Consider the following 15,407-nt stretch of genomic DNA (forward strand, 5'->3'; position numbering starts at 1 on the left):
AAAAATAGATTCGCGATCTCGGGGTTCGTGTCGAAGAGACTTCCCTTGCCACGCAGGACGAATGCCCCGTAAAGGTAGAGCGTTCCCCAGCAGATCATTGTCGCGAGCGCTCCACCGACAAGTGCGCCTGCTACCACATTCACGAGTTTCATTTGACGGGAAAAAACAAGATGGTTTTCGAATTTCGGAAATCCGACCAGATGCCCGGTAGGACTATATTCCATGAAATCCGCACGCCTGATCCGAAGCTGGTGAGTTTGCTCCCGTTCCAGAGGTCGACGTGACCGCCACTCAAGTTGTCTGGTGAGTCGCCATCCTGCAGCCAATAGCCGTCGAAGAATATGATTCCGGTCCGACCGGATACCTTACTTGCCCAATTCGGTCCCGTGATGTTCTCGGGAGCCAGTACTCCCGCGATTGGCCGCAGCTTCAACCACTCCGCGAACTCGTATGCGCGAGTCGCGGTCGGCTTGCCGTCGATCAGAAGGCGGCCCAGCGTCGGTTTGCCCGGCATCGGCCGAACCCGCTTCTGCGAAAACGACTTCATTGCAATGCCGACCTTGTGCAGCGTCACGCTCATCCGGATCGCACACTGGTTCCTGTACAGTCCGTTCGGATCGTCGTACGGGTTTCCGTGCGCGTAGTTGTTCCAGAGCTCGGAAAAAGTCACGGACTCCAACTCGACTTCCTTGTGCGATTTCGGCACGGCGGTCGTCTTGACGGTTGTCTTTCCGTTCGGCATTACGCGTCCCCGCTCAATCTTGCGAGGGCTTCGTCGCCCCAGTAGACAACATATTCATCCTCGTCTGCGGTGTGAATGCGAGGCAGATACCCGCTGTCGTCCAGTTGACCCGGATGGATGCGGCCATCCGACGTTTCGATAACGTACGGATAGCCCGCCGACGCGCCACTCCCAACCGCGTGAACGGATTCGTCGTAAGTGCCTGCGATTACGGACACAACGCCCCCTTCCCGATTTTTTCCGGAGGCAACTACGCCGGCTGTTTCCGCCATGTCGTCACACCATGATTCGCCAGCGAGCGTTGCCTTGATGCTTGGCGGCGTCGGGCAGCCGCACAAGACGATGTCTCCGTCGGCGGCCGTTTCACCCATGAATTTGAGGCGCCGTGGCCCGCCAGCCTTGGCTATCGGCCCAGTGCTTTGACATGCATCGCAGAATGCGAGCCCGCCGATCAGCGCGACCTGGTGGCCGGAACGGCCGAATTTGAATGCCGGTCCCGCATAGGCGAGAATGCTTCCCCCGGTCTCCAGCGCGTCGCCGACAACCGCGATACGGCGCATCATGATTTCTCTCCCCGATTCCGGTCGCCAACCCATGTCGGCGATGCCGTGTGCCGCGTGACGACGTCGCGCACTCGAAGGCGCGGCTCGTGAGGGCATCGCCCCTCCGGCAAGCGAAAGGATTCCATCGACCCGGGGAGCGGTCGATTGGACGAGTATGAAATTGGACGGCGAATCGTGAGAGGGACGCCGTTGACGTACCGACCTACCGCCGCCGATGCTCGACCGCGAACTTGATCAGCTCGGCCTGCCCCTCGATCTCCAGCTTGCGCTTCAGGTTGAGCCGGTGCGTCTCGACCGTGCGCACCGACAGCCCCGTCTGTTGCGCGATCTGCTTGCTCGACAGCCCTTCGGCCAGCGCATCGAGGATGTCGCGTTCGCGCGGCGTCAACCGGTCCAGCGGCGACGCGGTCGCGCTGGCCTGGATCATCCGCGCGGCCAGCCCTTCGCTGAAGAACGTCTGCCCGGCCAGCACCGCGCCGATCGCGCGGACGATCTCGCTCGCGGGCGAATCCTTCAGCAGGTAGCCGCTCGCGCCGGCGCGCACCGCCTGCGTCACGTATTCGATGTTGTCGTGCATCGACAGCATCAGCACGCGGATGCCCGGAAACCGCTCGTGGAACACGCCGGCGAGCGTGATGCCGTTCATTCCGTTCATGCCGACGTCCATCAGCGCGAGATCGGGTTCGAGCGAGGCGGCGAGCGCGAGCGCCTCGTCCGCGTTGCCGGCCTCGCCGACCACCGACAGGTCGGCCGCTTCGAGCCGCATCCGCAAGCCGTCGCGCACGAGCGGGTGATCGTCGACGAGCAGCAGTCGGGCGGCGGGCCGGGCGGTATCGGGGGCGCTCATGCGTGAAAGTCTCCTGTGATGGGGCGCGTCGTCACGCCGCGCTGGGCAGCGGCACGCTCGCGGCGACGATCGTGTGGCCGACCTGCGACGCGATCGACAGCGTGCCGCCGAGCGCGTCGAGGCGCTCGCGCATGTTGCGCAGGCCGATGCCGCGGCGTGCGTCGGCCTGCGAGCGTTCGGCGTCGAAGCCGCAGCCGTTGTCGGCGATCGTCAGCGTGACGGATTGCGCGCCGACGTCGAGCGTGACGGCCGCGCGCGACGCCCGCGCATGATGCACGATGTTGCTCAGCGCTTCCTGCGCGATCCGGAACAGCGCGGTGTTGACGGCTTCGGGCAGCGGCCGCGTGCCGCTGTGCGCAACCTGCGTATAGCCGATGTCGATGCCGCTTTCGGCGCCGAGCTCGCGCACGAGTTGCTCGAGCGCGGCCGCGAGGCCGAGATCGTCGAGCATCGACGGCCGCAGCGCATGCGAGATGCGCCGGACTTCGCGCAGCGTGTCGCCGAGCCGCCCGACGCCGGACGCGAGTGCCTGCTCGGCTTCGGGCACGCGCGACGTGCCGCGCTCGAAGCGCGCGAGCGCGGATTCGAGCATCAGCTTCGCGGACACCATCATCTGGCTGATCCCGTCGTGCAGTTCGCGCGACAGCCGCGCGCGCTCCTGCTCCTGCGATTCGACGACGCGCTGCGCGAGCAGCTTGAGCTTCGCGTCGGCGCTGCGCGACTCGCTGACGTTCAGCACCAGCGCGCACACGGCGATCGCCGCCGCGCCGGTGAGCGCGATCGCGGTGAGCCAGCTCATCGTGCGCTCGATGTTCGCGGACGCGCGCGCGTCGATGCGCTGCAGCACGGTGTCGACGTCGTCGAGATAGATGCCGGTGCCGACCATCCAGCCCCAGCGCTCGAGCGCGACGACGTAGCCGAGCTTCGGCGCGACGCGGCCCGTCGACGGCCGCTGCCATGCGTAGCGCACGTAGCCGCCGCCCTGCGACGCCGCGCCGATCAGCTTCTGGATCGTCAGCGCGCCTTGCGGATCGCGCATCGACCAGAAGTTGTGGCCGACGCGCTCGGGCTCGCGCGGATGCATCAGCGAATTGCCGTGCAGGTCGTAGACGAAGAAATAGCCGTCGGGGCCGAAATCCATCTTCTGCAGCATCGCGAGCGCCTGCGTGCGCAGCAGCGCGTCGTCGCGCGCATTGCGGCCGCTCGCGTCGTAGAGCGGCATGATCGCGCTCGTCGCGAGCTCGACGTAGTGTTTCAGCTCGACTTCCTTGCTCGACAGGTACGCGGCCTGGATCGTCGCGTGCTGCGTGCGCGCGAGCGACGTCGCCTGCTGGCGCACGCCGAAGCCGATGCCGGCGATCGCGAGCAGGAACGGCACGATGGCCAGAAGGAAGATCTTTGCCTTGAGTCTCATGGTGGTGCGAAGCGGCGCGGCCGGCCAGGCGCGGCCGGCCAGGCGCGGACCGGTCGGGCGCGGACCGGTCGGGCGCATCGGCCGCGCGGCGGCGTATCGAGCCGATATTGTCGGTGATTTTGCATGCGGACGGCGGCGACCCGGTGGCCGCCCCGCCGCTGCCCGTACGCTCAGGCCCGCCGCGATTCGAGATCGTCGGGCGACGCGGCCGCCTGCACGACGACGCAGTTGCGCCCGCCTTCCTTCGCCCGATACAGCGCATCGTCGGCCCGCTTCAGCGCGGCCTGGATGTTGTCGTCGCGCTCGGGATAGCTGGTCGTCACGCCGATGCTCACCGTCAGGCGGCCGACCGAGCCGGCGTCGTGCCGGATGCCGAGATCGAGGATGCCCGCGCGGATCGTTTCGGCGATCGTCACCGCGCCGTCCGTGTCGATGTCCGGCAGCACCACGACGAATTCCTCGCCGCCGTAGCGCGCCGCATAGTCGGCCGGGCGGCGCAGGCAGCCGGCGATGCAGCGGCCGACCGCGGCGAGCGCGTCGTCGCCGGCCTGGTGGCCCTGCGTGTCGTTGTAGCGCTTGAAGTCGTCGACGTCGATGAACAGCAGCGACAGCGCATGTTGCGAGCGCGAGGCGCGGCGCCATTCGCGCGCGAGCGTGACGTCGAGCATCCGGCGGTTGTCGAGGCCCGTCAGGCCGTCGGTGCGCGCGAGCGCCTGCAGCTCGGTTTCCGCGCGATGGCGCTTGCGCAGTTGCACGTCGAGCAGCAGCGACAGGCCGACGAAGCCGATCGCGAGCACGGCCATCGCGGAGCCGATCGGGATCGCGCGGTCGTACCACGCGGCGTAGGTGTCCGCTTCCGACCGCGCGACCATGACGATGAGCGGCAGGCCGTCGAGGTGCCGGAACACGTACAGGCGCCGCACACCGTCGATCGATGCGGTATCGGCGAAGCTGCCTTCGCTGGCGGTCATGAATTGCCGGAACGTGCTCGCGCGGCTGATGTCGCGGCCGACGATCTTGGGGTCGTACGGCTCGCGCGCGACCATCCTGCCGTCCGTGTTGATCAGCGCGATCGAGCCGCGATCGCCGAGCGACAGGCGCGAGAACAGGTCCTGGAAATATTCGAGCCGGATCGACATCACCGCGACGCCGCCGAACGACCCGTCGGGCCGCGTGATCCGCCGGCTGAGCGCGATGCTCGGCGAGCCGCCGCGCAGCCGTGAATGATACGGGGGGCTGACGTACAGGCCGACGTCGGGGCGGTCGCGGTGCACGGTGAAGTACGGTTCGTTGCCGAAGTTGGCCTTGCGCGGCGCGTCGCTCTTGCCGTCGACCGAGATGTCGCCCTTCGCGTCGAGCACGTAGATGCCGCCGAGGTACTTGGCCGTCGTCGCGCGGTCGAACAGCACCTGGCGGCGCAGCGGCATCGGCAGCCGGGTCACCTCGGGGTCGTTCTCGCCTTCGACGACCGCCTGCAGCGACAGCGAATAGATCTCGATGTTGCGCTCGATGTCCCACGACGCCATCAGTGCGAGGTTCTGCTGCATGCTGCGCGAGCGGTCGCGCGCGTCGATGCGGCCTTCGTACAGCACGATCCCGCACAGGAGCAGCAGGATCAGCGCGATCAGCAGCCCCGTATAGAAGATCAGGTGCGGCAGCAGGAACCGGCGCAGATGAGCGGCGACACGGCTCGTCAGGCCGGATTCGCTGGGCATTGCGTAGTCGGTTTCTGCCATGGTCCGTGGATCGGGGGGGCATCGTCGCCGGGCGGCGGGCCGATGCGATTGTTCGTATGACTACCGGTGGCGACCGGTGCGCAGCCCTTCCCGTGCCTGCCTTCCGTTCAGCGGGCAAAACGGGCAACGATTATCGACAATCGCGGCCAGATAAACCGATAAATCCTGTATTCACAGGTAAATGTCTGCTGCAATTCGACCATCTGATGAATCGCGACGTGAATTCAACGGAGTATAACGCGCGTGTTTGCGTGCGCGGAAAATGTTGCGTCCCGTTGATCGGGATCAAATTATGGCGTCATCCCGGGCTTGCGAATATCGGGCAGAGCGTTGCGGCGCAAGGCTTTGCGGTGCGGTGGGAAAGGTTGCGCGGCGTACGGCCGCGGATGCCGCCGGGATTAACGGTGGGCGGGCGTCGCACACGAAAGCGCGCGATATGCACCGATTATCGGTTTCAACGGCTGGATCAACGTGCATATGAAAACGGGCAGCCGCGAGGGCTGCCCGTTTCACGGCATGCGGGGGCCCCGCATGCGCAGGTCTATGCGCCGTGCTGTTGCGCCTTGAACGCGAGCCGGAACCGATGCAGCAGCGGCTCGGTATAGCCGCTCGGCTGCGACGTGCCTTGCAGCGTGAGCGCGCACGCGGCCTTGAACGCGGTCGACTGGTCGTAGTCGGGCGCCATCGGGCGATAGTTCGGATCGCCGGCGTTCTGCTGGTCGACGACGCGGGCCATCCGCTTGAACACGTCGAGCACGAACGCCTCGGTGATCACGCCGTGGCGCAGCCAGTTCGCGATGTGCTGGCTCGAAATGCGCAGCGTCGCGCGATCTTCCATCAGGCCGACGTCGTGGATGTCCGGCACCTTCGAGCAGCCGACGCCCTGTTCGACCCAGCGCACGACGTAGCCGAGGATGCCCTGCGCGTTGTTCTCGACCTCGCTCAGGATCTCGGCCTCGCTCCACGCGGCGCGCTCGACGACCGGCACGGTCAGCAGCCCTTCGAGCAGCGCGTCGCGCTCGCTCGCGTACGGCGTCTTCTCGAGTTCCTGCTGGACGGCCTGCACGTCGACGAGGTGGTAGTGCAGCGCGTGCAGCGTCGCGGCGGTCGGCGACGGCACCCATGCGGTGTTCGCGCCGGCGCGCGGATGCGCGATCTTCTGCTCGAGCATCGCGTGCATCAGGTCCGGCATCGCCCACATGCCCTTGCCGATCTGTGCGCGGCCGCGCAGGCCGGCCGACAGGCCCGCGAGCACGTTGTTGCGCTCGTACGACTGGATCCACGCGGACGATTTCATGTCGCCCTTGCGGATCATCGGGCCCGCTTCCATCGCGGTGTGCATCTCGTCGCCGGTGCGGTCGAGGAAGCCAGTGTTGATGAACGCGACGCGCGCGGCGGCGGCCGCGATACAGGAGGCGAGGTTCACGCTGGTGCGGCGCTCCTCGTCCATGATGCCCATCTTCAGCGTGTTGCGCGGCAGGTTGTACAGATCCTCGATGCGTGCGAACAGCGTGTCGGCGAACGCGACTTCGACCGGGCCGTGCATCTTTGGCTTCACGATGTAGATCGAGCCCGTGCGCGAATTGCGCTTGGCCTTCAGGTCGTGCAGCGCGCACAGCGTCGTGACGACGCCGTCGAGGATCCCTTCCGGAATCTCGTTGCCGTCGCGGTCGAGTACCGCGCCGTTGGTCATCAGGTGGCCGACGTTGCGCACGAACAGCAGCGAGCGGCCGTGCAGCGACAGCGTGCCGCCGGCCGGCGTCGTGTATTCGCGATCGGCGTTCAGGCGGCGCGTGAAGCTCTTGCCGCCCTTCGCGACTTCCTCGACCAGCGTGCCCTGCATCAGGCCGAGCCAGTTGCGGTAGAGCTGGACCTTGTCGTCGGCGTCGACCGCCGCGACCGAATCCTCGCAGTCGATGATCGTGCTGACCGCGGCTTCGAGCACGACGTCCTTCACGTTCGCGAGATCGGCGCGGCCGATCGGCGTCGACGCATCGATCTGGATCTCGAGGTGCAGGCCGTTGTGCTTCAGCAGGATCGCGGACGGTGCGCCGGCCGCGCCCTGGTAGCCGACGAACTGCGCCGGCTGCGCGAGCTGCGTGACGCCCTTGCCGGTTTCGACGGCGAGCTGGCCGTTCTCCACACGGTAGCGCAGCGCATCGCGGTGCGAGCCGCTCGCGAGCGGCGCCGCGTTGTCGAGCACGTTGCGCGCGTAGTCGATCACGCGCTGGCCGCGCGTCGGGTTGTAGGCCGCGGTACGTTCGGCGCCGCCGTCTTCCGGCAGCGCATCGGTGCCGTACAGCGCGTCGTACAGGCTGCCCCAGCGCGCGTTTGCGGCGTTCAGCGCATAGCGGGCGTTCGACAGCGGCACGACGAGCTGCGGGCCGGCCTGCGTGGCGATCTCGCTGTCGACGTTCGCGGTGGCTGCCGTGACGTTCGACGGGACCGGCACGAGGTAGCCGATTTGTTCGAGGAATGCGCGATACGCGGCGTGGTCGCGTACCGGGCCGGGGTGCGCGCGATGCCACGCGTCGAGCTCCAGCTGCAGGCGGTCGCGTTCGGCGAGCAGCTCGCGGTTGCGCGGCGCGAGGTCGTGCACCAGAGCCGAGAAACCGCTCCAGAACGCGGCCTTGTCGATGCCGGTGCCCGGCAGCGCTTCGTTTTCAATGAACTGGCTCAGCGCTGGCGCGACTTGCAGTCCTGCTTGGTCGATCATCGTGAATCCTCCCGGGGAATAAAAAACGCGCGCGGCTTGGCTGGTTATTCCGCGACGCTTTGTGTACCAGCGCGGGCGATCTGCGCGTCCTGTTCGGACTTTACGCCAGACACGCCGATCGCGCCTGCGATCCGGCCGCCGACCGTGACCGGCACGCCGCCTTCGAGCAACCCCGTCAGCGGCGCGCTCAGAAATGCGGTGCGGCCACCGTTGATCATATCCTCATAGGCCTTCGTCTCGCGACGGCCGAGCGCCGCCGCGCGCGCCTTGTCCTGCGCAATGTAGTTGCTGGCCGGCGATGCGCCGTCCAGCCGCGCGAACGCGAGCAGGTGGCCGCCATCGTCGACGACGGCGATCGACACGGCCCAGCCGTGGCGTTCCGCTTCCGCGCGGGCCGCGGCGAGCATGCGCTCGGCATCGGCCAGTTCGAGTTCGGGTTTCGTTTGCATGGCTTTCCTCCGGAAGCGGCGGTCAGTTGACCAGCCGGTTGTCGACGAGCTCGATCCAGTGACGCACGGGCGTGCGACCCGCGCCGTTCAGATGAGTCTGGCAGCCGACGTTGGCGGTGACAATCAGGTCCGGCTGCGCGGCTTCCAGCGCATCGAGCTTGTTGTCGCGTAATGTCGTCGCGAGTTCGGGCTGCGTCAGCGAGTAGGTGCCGGCCGAGCCGCAGCACAGATGGCCGTCGGCGACATTCGTCAGATCGAAGCCGAGCCGCGTCAGGATGCTTTCGACCGCGCCGCCGAGGCGCTGCGCGTGCTGCAGCGTGCACGGGCAATGGACCGCGACGCGCCGTGGCGTCGCATCGGCGAGCGCGTCGAGCGGCTCGGCCGCGATCACTTCGGCCAGATCGCGCGCGAGCGCGCTGACGCGCCGCGCCTTCTCCGCATAGACGGGGTCGGAGCGCAACAGGTCGCCGTATTCCTTCACGAACGCGCCGCAGCCGCTCGCGGTCAGCACGATCGCTTCCGCGCCGGCCTCGATCGCGGGCCACCACGCGTCGATGTTGCGGCGTGCGCGGCCGAGGCCTGCTTCCTGCGCGTTCAGGTGATATTCGGTCGCGCCGCAGCAGCCGGCTTCGCGCGCCGGGGTCACGCTGATGCCGAGCCGGTCGAGCACGCGCGCGGCGGCCGCATTGGTGTTCGGCGACAGCGACGGCTGTACGCAGCCCTCGAGCATCAGCACGCGCCGCGCATGGCGAACCGCCGGGCGCGGCGCGGCCGCGGGAACGGCGGCCGGGATCTTGTCCTGCAGCGTGCCGGGCAGCAGCGGGCGCAGCGCGCGGCCGGCCTTCAGCAGCGCGGCGAACGTCGCCGGGCGCGGCACCACATGACGCAACCCCGCACGCAGCAGGCGCTCGCGCGCCGGCCGTCGCACGCGCTTCTCGGCTTCCGCGCGGCCGATGTCGAGCAGCGTGTGATAGCGCACGCCGGACGGGCAGGTCGTCTCGCAGTTGCGGCACGTCAGGCAGCGGTCGAGATGTTGCTGCGTGCGTCCGCCGCACGGTTCGCCTTCGAGCAGTTGCTTGATCAGGTAGATACGGCCGCGCGGCCCGTCGAGCTCGTTGCCGAGCACCTGATAGGTCGGGCAGGTCGCATTGCAGAAGCCGCAATGCACGCACGCGCGCAGGATCGCTTCCGCTTCGTCGGCCCGGGCGAGGGCCTTGCTTGCTTCGCTGAGATTGGTTTGCATCGGCGGATCGGGATCGGGTTCGGGTTCGCGTCAGAAGTCGGCGTAGAGCCGGCCGGGATTGAAAATCGCGTGCGGGTCGAGCTGTGCCTTGAGCTGTCGATGCACGCGCAGCAGCGCGGGCGGCAGCGGCTGGAACGGCTCGGGCGTCGTACCGGGCGTGAAGCAGGTCGCGTGGCCGCCGCACTGCGCGGCGAAGCGCTGCACGTCGGCCGGCGCGGCGTCGGTCTTCAGCCAGCGCTGCGCGCCGCCCCAGTCGACGAGCTGCGCGCCCGCGAGTGCGTCGAGCGGCGCGGCGGCCGGCACCGACACGCGCCACAGCGGGCGCAGATCGTCGAAGAACGGCAGCGCGAGGTCGCGCAGCCGCGTCCAGAAGCCATCGTCGCGGTCGTCCATCCGGTCGCCGCCGATCGTGTCGCGCGCAGCCTTCACCGAGCCTTCGCCGCCTTCGATCCGCACGCGCAGCACGCCGTCCGCGTGGCACGCGCCCGCGAGCGGCAGCCCCGCGCGACGCCACGCGGCGACGCGCTGCACGGCTTCGCTTGCCGTCAGCGTCAACGCGAGCTCGCCGGTCGCGCGCGGCTTCGGCAGCACCTTCAGCGACACCTCGGTCACGATGCCGAGGCACCCGAAACTGCCCGCGAGCAGCCGCGACACGTCGTAGCCCGCGACGTTCTTCATCACCTCGCCGCCGAAGCGCAGGTGTTTCGCGTGGCCGGTGATCACGCGGCAGCCGAGCACGAAGTCGCGCACCGCGCCGGCCCATGGGCGGCGCGGCCCCGACAGCGCGGCCGCGACCATGCCGCCGACCGTCGCCGCGCCGCCGAACGACGGCGGCTCGCACGGCAGCATCTGGCCGGCCGCGTCGAGCATCGCGTCGAGATCGGCGAGCGGCGTGCCCGCGCGCGCGGTGATCACGAGTTCGGTCGGGTCGTACGACACGACGCCGCGATGCGTGCGCACGTCGAGCGTGCGGCCTTCGACCGGGCGGCCGACGAACGCCTTCGTGCCGGCGCCGCGGATGTGCAGCGGCTGGCGATCGCGGATCGCCGCGTCGACCTGCGCGACGAGCGCCGCGCTGTCGTCGATCGATTCGATGTCGCGTCGCATCAGAAGCGCTCCAGTTCGGGAAACGGCAGCTTGCCGTGATGGACGTGCATCGCGCCGAATTCGGCGCAGCGGTGCAGCGTCGGGATGTTCTTGCCGGGATTGAGCAGGCGCTGCGGATCGAACGCGGCCTTCACCGCGTGGAAGAACGTGATTTCGTCGGCGTTGAACTGCACGCACATCTGGTTGATCTTCTCGCGCCCGACGCCGTGCTCGCCGGTGATGCTGCCGCCCGCCGCGACGCACAGCTCGAGGATCTTGCCGCCGAGCGCCTCCGCGCGGTCGAGCTCGCCGGGCCGGTTCGCATCGAACAGGATCAGCGGATGCATGTTGCCGTCGCCCGCGTGGAACACGTTCGCGACCGGCAGCCCGTATTCGGCGGACAGCGCGGCGATCCCTTCGAGCACGCGCGGCAGTTCGCGGCGCGGGATCGTGCCGTCCATGCAGTAGTAGTCGGGCGACATGCGGCCGACCGCCGGGAACGCGTTCTTGCGGCCGGCCCAGAAGCGCTGGCGCTCGGCCTCATCGCGCGCGACGCGAATCTCGCTTGCGCCCGCGTCGCGCAGCAGCGCGGCGACGCGTTCGGCGTCCTCGTCGACGTCGCTGGCCGCGCCGTCGAGCTCGCACAGCAGGATCGCCTGCGCGTCGACCGGATAGCCCGCGTGGATGAAGTCCTCGGCCGCGCGGATCGCGAGGTTGTCCATCATCTCGAGGCCGCCGGGAATCACGCCCGCGCCGATGATCCGCGCGACCGCGACGCCGGCCTCGGCGACGTCGTCGAAGCTTGCCATCAACACCTTCACGCACGGCGGCTTCGGCAGCAGCTTCACGGTCACTTCGGTGACGATGCCGAGCATGCCTTCGGAGCCGGTGAACAGCGCGAGCAGGTCGAAGCCCGGTGCATCGAGCGCATCGGCGCCGAGCGTGAGCGTGTCGCCGTCGATCGTCAGGATCTCGACCTTCAGGATGTTGTGCACCGTGAGCCCGTATTTCAGGCAGTGCACGCCGCCCGCGTTCTCGGCGACGTTGCCGCCGATCGAGCACGCGATCTGCGACGACGGATCGGGCGCGTAGTAGAGGCCGTGCGGTGCGGCGGCCTGCGAGATCGCGAGGTTGCGCACGCCGGGCTGCACGCGCGCGATGCCGGCATCGGGGTCGATATCGAGAATCCGGTTGAACTTCGCCATTACCAGCAGGATGCCTTTTTCGAGCGGCATCGCGCCGCCCGACAGCCCGGTGCCCGCGCCGCGCGCGACGACCGGCACGCCGTGCGCGGCCGCGACCCGAAGCACCGCGCGCACCTGGTCGACCGTGTTGGGCAGCACGACCGCGAGCGGCACCGTGCGGTACGCGGCCAGCCCGTCGCATTCGAACGGCTTGAGCGCCTCGCGTTCGTGCAGCACGTCGAGGCCGGGCGCCGCCGCACGCAGCGCGGCGACGAGTGTGGCGCGGTCGACGGTCGCCAGCGGGCCGTCGATCCGTTCGTCGTAGGTGAAACTCATTGTGTGTCTCCGTCTCCACCATGCGGGCGGCCGCGCGACGCGCGGCACGCCGGATGGAAGGCATTCTTGGCGGGTCGTGCGGGCCTGTCCAGACGTGTCGAAGGTGGTCATACCAGTTTTTGTGACGCCATTGATACTGCTTTCTTTGCAGATCGATAAAACCCAATAGCAACAAGCCTTTGTGCGAAAATCGACGTCATCCGTCCAAAGTGGTCATACCAGTATGGAAATGCAGGATCGAGAAAGGCCGGCGCGGCGCGTGGCCGACGTCGTCGCCGAGCGGATCGAGCAGTTGATCGTCGACGGCGTGCTGAAGGCCGGGCAGGCGCTGCCGTCGGAACGGCGGCTGACCGAGAAGCTCGGCGTGTCGCGCACGGCCGTGCGCGAAGGCATGAAGCTGCTGCACGCGCGCGGGATCATCGACACCGCGCACGGCAAGGGGTCGTTCGTCGCGAGCCTGACCCCGCAGCGCGCAATCACGCCGATGATGCATCTGCTCGGCTCGCAGCCGCGCACGCTGTACGACCTGTTCGAGGTGCGCGGGATGCTCGAGGCCGAGGCCGCCCGGCTCGCGGCGCTGCGCGGCACGCCGGCCGATTTCATCCTGATCCGGCGCCGCTATGAGGAAATGACGGCGGCCGACGCGCAGGATCTCGACCCCGCCGCGCGCGCGAAGCTCGACCACGCGTTTCATCTCGCGATCTGCGAGGCGTCGCACAACCCCGTGCTCGTCAATACGCTGCAGTCGCTGACCGACCTGCTGCTCAGTTCGGTGTTCGCGTCGGTGAACAACCTCTATCACCGCGAACCGCTGAAGAAGCAGATCGATCGCCAGCATGCGCGGCTCTACAACGCGGTCACGGGACGACTGCCCGATCAGGCGCGCAAGGCCGCGAGCGAACATATCCGTCAGTGCGTAGACTATCTGCGCGAGATCGAGCAGGAGGAACAGCGGCTCGTGCGTTCGACGTTGCGGCTCGAAGGGTGGACGTGAGCGGGCGGGCTTGGCCGGCGCAGTAACCGCTAGAATTGCGGTTTTCGCCCGGAATACATCCATGTCTTTTGCCTCGCTTGGCCTGATCGAGCCGTTGCTGCGTAATCTGCAGGGCCTCAATTACCAGACCCCCACGCCGGTGCAGGCCAAGGCGATTCCCGTCGTGCTCGGCGGCAAGGACGTCATGGCCGCCGCACAGACCGGCACCGGCAAGACGGCCGGCTTTGCGCTGCCGCTGTTGCAACGGCTCGTGCAGCACGGCCCGGCGGTGTCCAGCAACCGTGCGCGCGTACTGGTGCTGGTGCCCACGCGCGAACTGGCCGAACAGGTGCTGCAAAGCTTCGTCGAATACGGCAAAGGCCTCGATCTGCGATTTCTGGCCGCCTACGGCGGGGTGAGCATCAATCCTCAGATGATGAAGTTGCGCAAGGGCGTCGACGTGCTCGTTGCCACGCCGGGCCGCTTGCTCGACCTCAATCGCCAGAACGCCGTGCAGTTCGATCAGGTCCAGACGCTGGTGCTGGATGAAGCCGACCGCATGCTCGATCTCGGCTTCGCGCGCGAACTCGACGCGGTCTTTGCCGCGTTGCCCGCCAAGCGCCAGACGCTGCTGTTCTCGGCCACGTTCTCCGACGAAATCCGCACGATGGCGGCCGGCATTCTGCGCAGCCCGGTCGATATCAGCGTCAGCCCACCCAACGCCACGGCGAGCAAGATCAAGCAATGGGTGGTGCCGGTCGACAAGCGGAACAAGCCCGACCTCTTCATGCACCTGGTGGCCCAAAACAAGTGGGAGCACGCGCTGGTATTCGTCAAGACCCGCAATGGCGTCGATTATCTGGCGGTCATGCTGGAGAAAGCCGGCTATGCGGTCGATACGATCCACGGCGACAAGCCGCAACCCGCGCGCCTGCGTGCGCTGGAGCGCTTCAAGACGGGTGAAGTACAGATGCTGGTCGCCACCGACGTCGCGGCGCGCGGGCTGGATATCGACGATCTGCCGCTGGTGATCAACGTCGATCTGCCGATCGTCGCGCAAGACTACGTGCACCGTATCGGCCGTACCGGCCGCGCGGGCGCCAGCGGTGTGGCGGTGTCCCTCGTGTGCGCCGATGAAGCGCCGCAACTGGCCGCGATCGAAGCGCTGATCCGGCAGACGCTGCGGCGTGAAGAAGAGCCGGGTTTCGAAGCCGAACACCGCGTGCCGGAAACCAGCGCGACGGGACAGATCATCAAGAAACCGAAAAAGCCGAAGAAGCCGAAGGTGCCGCAAGCTGCGCCGGTCGGCAAGCAGGCGCCGGGCAAGAAGCCGCATACGCAAGGTGGCGAAGGCAAGCGCAAGCCTGGGGCGCAGCATGCGGCGGCCACGGGTGCCGGTAAAGGCCCGGACTACACCATCGGTAGCCCATTCAGCGCGCAGAAGCCGCGCAGCAAACCGGCCGGCAAGCCGGCTGCGGGGAAGGCTGCTGGCAAATCTGCTGGTGGTCGTGGCAAGCCTGGCAAACCGTCCAGGTAGCTGAATCCTTCCCTTTCAACGTGCCCGATACGATTGACCCGTCCGATGCAGTGAACGAATACGGGTGGTTCGGAACAGGACCGCCGGTTTTCTCGCTAACGACCTGAAACCGCCCGCGATAGGGGCTTCGCGGCGTGACCGATGATGTGCAATGACTGAAGTGAGAGATGGAATGACGACGACATTCGACGAGGCGACAACGGCGGCGATCGCCGCGTTTGCCCAACTGGATTTCTACACGGCCGTGCAAGCAATGCGCGCCGAGGCCGATTACGACCACGAACGAGACCAGTGGATCTCGCGCTATATCGACGAGCACGGCGGCGGCGCGGACGATGCAGAATACGACGCCTTGCACGCGCGGGCCCAGGCAACCCCGGAATACGCGCAGTTCGTCGATGCGGTTCGGCGGGAAATTCTGGAGTACTTCGGCGTGACCGACGATCAACTGGACTGGATGGTCGTGCTGCGCGACGACGACAGCGATGCGCTCTGGGCGGAAGTCAACCGGCAGCGGAATGCGCTGGGAACCGGTGAAGTGCGCGGAGATCTCTGACCGGGCCTGTCATTCGCCGGTACGG

13 protein-coding genes are annotated in these 15,407 nt (G+C 67.6%); 3 read left to right on the forward strand and 10 right to left on the reverse strand.

Annotated features, from left to right (window positions below):
- Positions 1-148: 148 nt before the first annotated feature.
- The 10 genes from HWW87_RS31995 to glcD all read right to left on the reverse strand — a co-directional run bounded on the left by HWW87_RS31995 (position 149) and on the right by glcD (position 12,316).
- Positions 149-742 (reverse strand): type VI secretion system amidase effector protein Tae4, encoded by a 594-nt coding sequence (locus tag HWW87_RS31995; protein WP_175823656.1) that lies wholly within the window; start codon positions 740-742, stop codon positions 149-151.
- The gene (locus tag HWW87_RS32000) at positions 742-1,305 is read right to left on the reverse strand and encodes a PAAR domain-containing protein (protein ID WP_175823657.1); all 564 of its coding nucleotides are present in this window, start codon (positions 1,303-1,305) and stop codon (positions 742-744) included. The genes HWW87_RS31995 and HWW87_RS32000 overlap by 1 nt, the downstream gene beginning before the upstream one ends.
- A 202-nt stretch (positions 1,306-1,507) precedes the next feature.
- A complete protein-coding gene (locus HWW87_RS32005) occupies positions 1,508-2,152 on the reverse strand; it encodes a response regulator transcription factor (protein ID WP_006485936.1) in 645 nt (214 codons plus the stop codon).
- A 31-nt stretch (positions 2,153-2,183) separates the two neighbouring features.
- Positions 2,184-3,566: a cache domain-containing protein gene (locus tag HWW87_RS32010; RefSeq protein ID WP_175823658.1), complete on the reverse strand. Its 1,383-nt coding sequence runs from the start codon at positions 3,564-3,566 to the stop codon at positions 2,184-2,186.
- 170 nt (positions 3,567-3,736) lie between these two features.
- Positions 3,737-5,302, reverse strand: a complete 1,566-nt coding sequence (locus tag HWW87_RS32015; RefSeq protein WP_175823659.1) for a sensor domain-containing diguanylate cyclase — start codon at positions 5,300-5,302, stop codon at positions 3,737-3,739.
- A gap of 541 nt (positions 5,303-5,843) precedes the next feature.
- Complete coding sequence (locus tag HWW87_RS32020; RefSeq protein ID WP_175823660.1) at positions 5,844-8,018, reverse strand: malate synthase G; 2,175 nt, start codon at positions 8,016-8,018, stop codon at positions 5,844-5,846.
- A gap of 44 nt (positions 8,019-8,062) precedes the next feature.
- Entirely contained in the window at positions 8,063-8,467 is a 405-nt protein-coding gene (locus HWW87_RS32025) for a heme-binding protein (RefSeq protein ID WP_175823661.1), read from the reverse strand.
- Positions 8,468-8,489: 22 nt separating this feature from the next.
- Positions 8,490-9,710 (reverse strand): glycolate oxidase subunit GlcF, encoded by a 1,221-nt coding sequence (gene glcF / locus HWW87_RS32030; RefSeq protein WP_175823662.1) that lies wholly within the window; start codon positions 9,708-9,710, stop codon positions 8,490-8,492.
- Positions 9,711-9,740: 30 nt separating this feature from the next.
- Positions 9,741-10,817: a glycolate oxidase subunit GlcE gene (glcE, locus tag HWW87_RS32035; protein WP_175823663.1), complete on the reverse strand. Its 1,077-nt coding sequence runs from the start codon at positions 10,815-10,817 to the stop codon at positions 9,741-9,743.
- Entirely contained in the window at positions 10,817-12,316 is a 1,500-nt protein-coding gene (gene glcD, locus HWW87_RS32040) for a glycolate oxidase subunit GlcD (RefSeq protein ID WP_175823664.1), read from the reverse strand. Before glcD ends, glcE begins: the two co-directional genes overlap by 1 nt.
- 223 nt (positions 12,317-12,539) lie before the next feature.
- Here glcD and glcC point away from each other — a divergent pair, with 223 nt between their 5' ends.
- From glcC to HWW87_RS32055, 3 genes are all read left to right on the forward strand, one after another.
- Positions 12,540-13,310 carry a transcriptional regulator GlcC gene (gene glcC, locus HWW87_RS32045; protein ID WP_174432547.1) on the forward strand — a complete coding sequence of 257 codons (771 nt, stop codon included), beginning with the start codon at positions 12,540-12,542 and terminating at the stop codon, positions 13,308-13,310.
- A 61-nt stretch (positions 13,311-13,371) separates the two neighbouring features.
- The gene (locus tag HWW87_RS32050; RefSeq protein ID WP_175823665.1) at positions 13,372-14,826 is read left to right on the forward strand and encodes a DEAD/DEAH box helicase; all 1,455 of its coding nucleotides are present in this window, start codon (positions 13,372-13,374) and stop codon (positions 14,824-14,826) included.
- A gap of 172 nt (positions 14,827-14,998) precedes the next feature.
- A complete protein-coding gene (locus HWW87_RS32055) occupies positions 14,999-15,382 on the forward strand; it encodes an ATP-dependent protease (RefSeq protein WP_175823666.1) in 384 nt (127 codons plus the stop codon).
- Positions 15,383-15,407 lie beyond the last annotated feature (25 nt).

The organism is Burkholderia sp. BCC0419 (assembly GCF_902830285.1).
GTDB lineage: Bacteria > Pseudomonadota > Gammaproteobacteria > Burkholderiales > Burkholderiaceae > Burkholderia.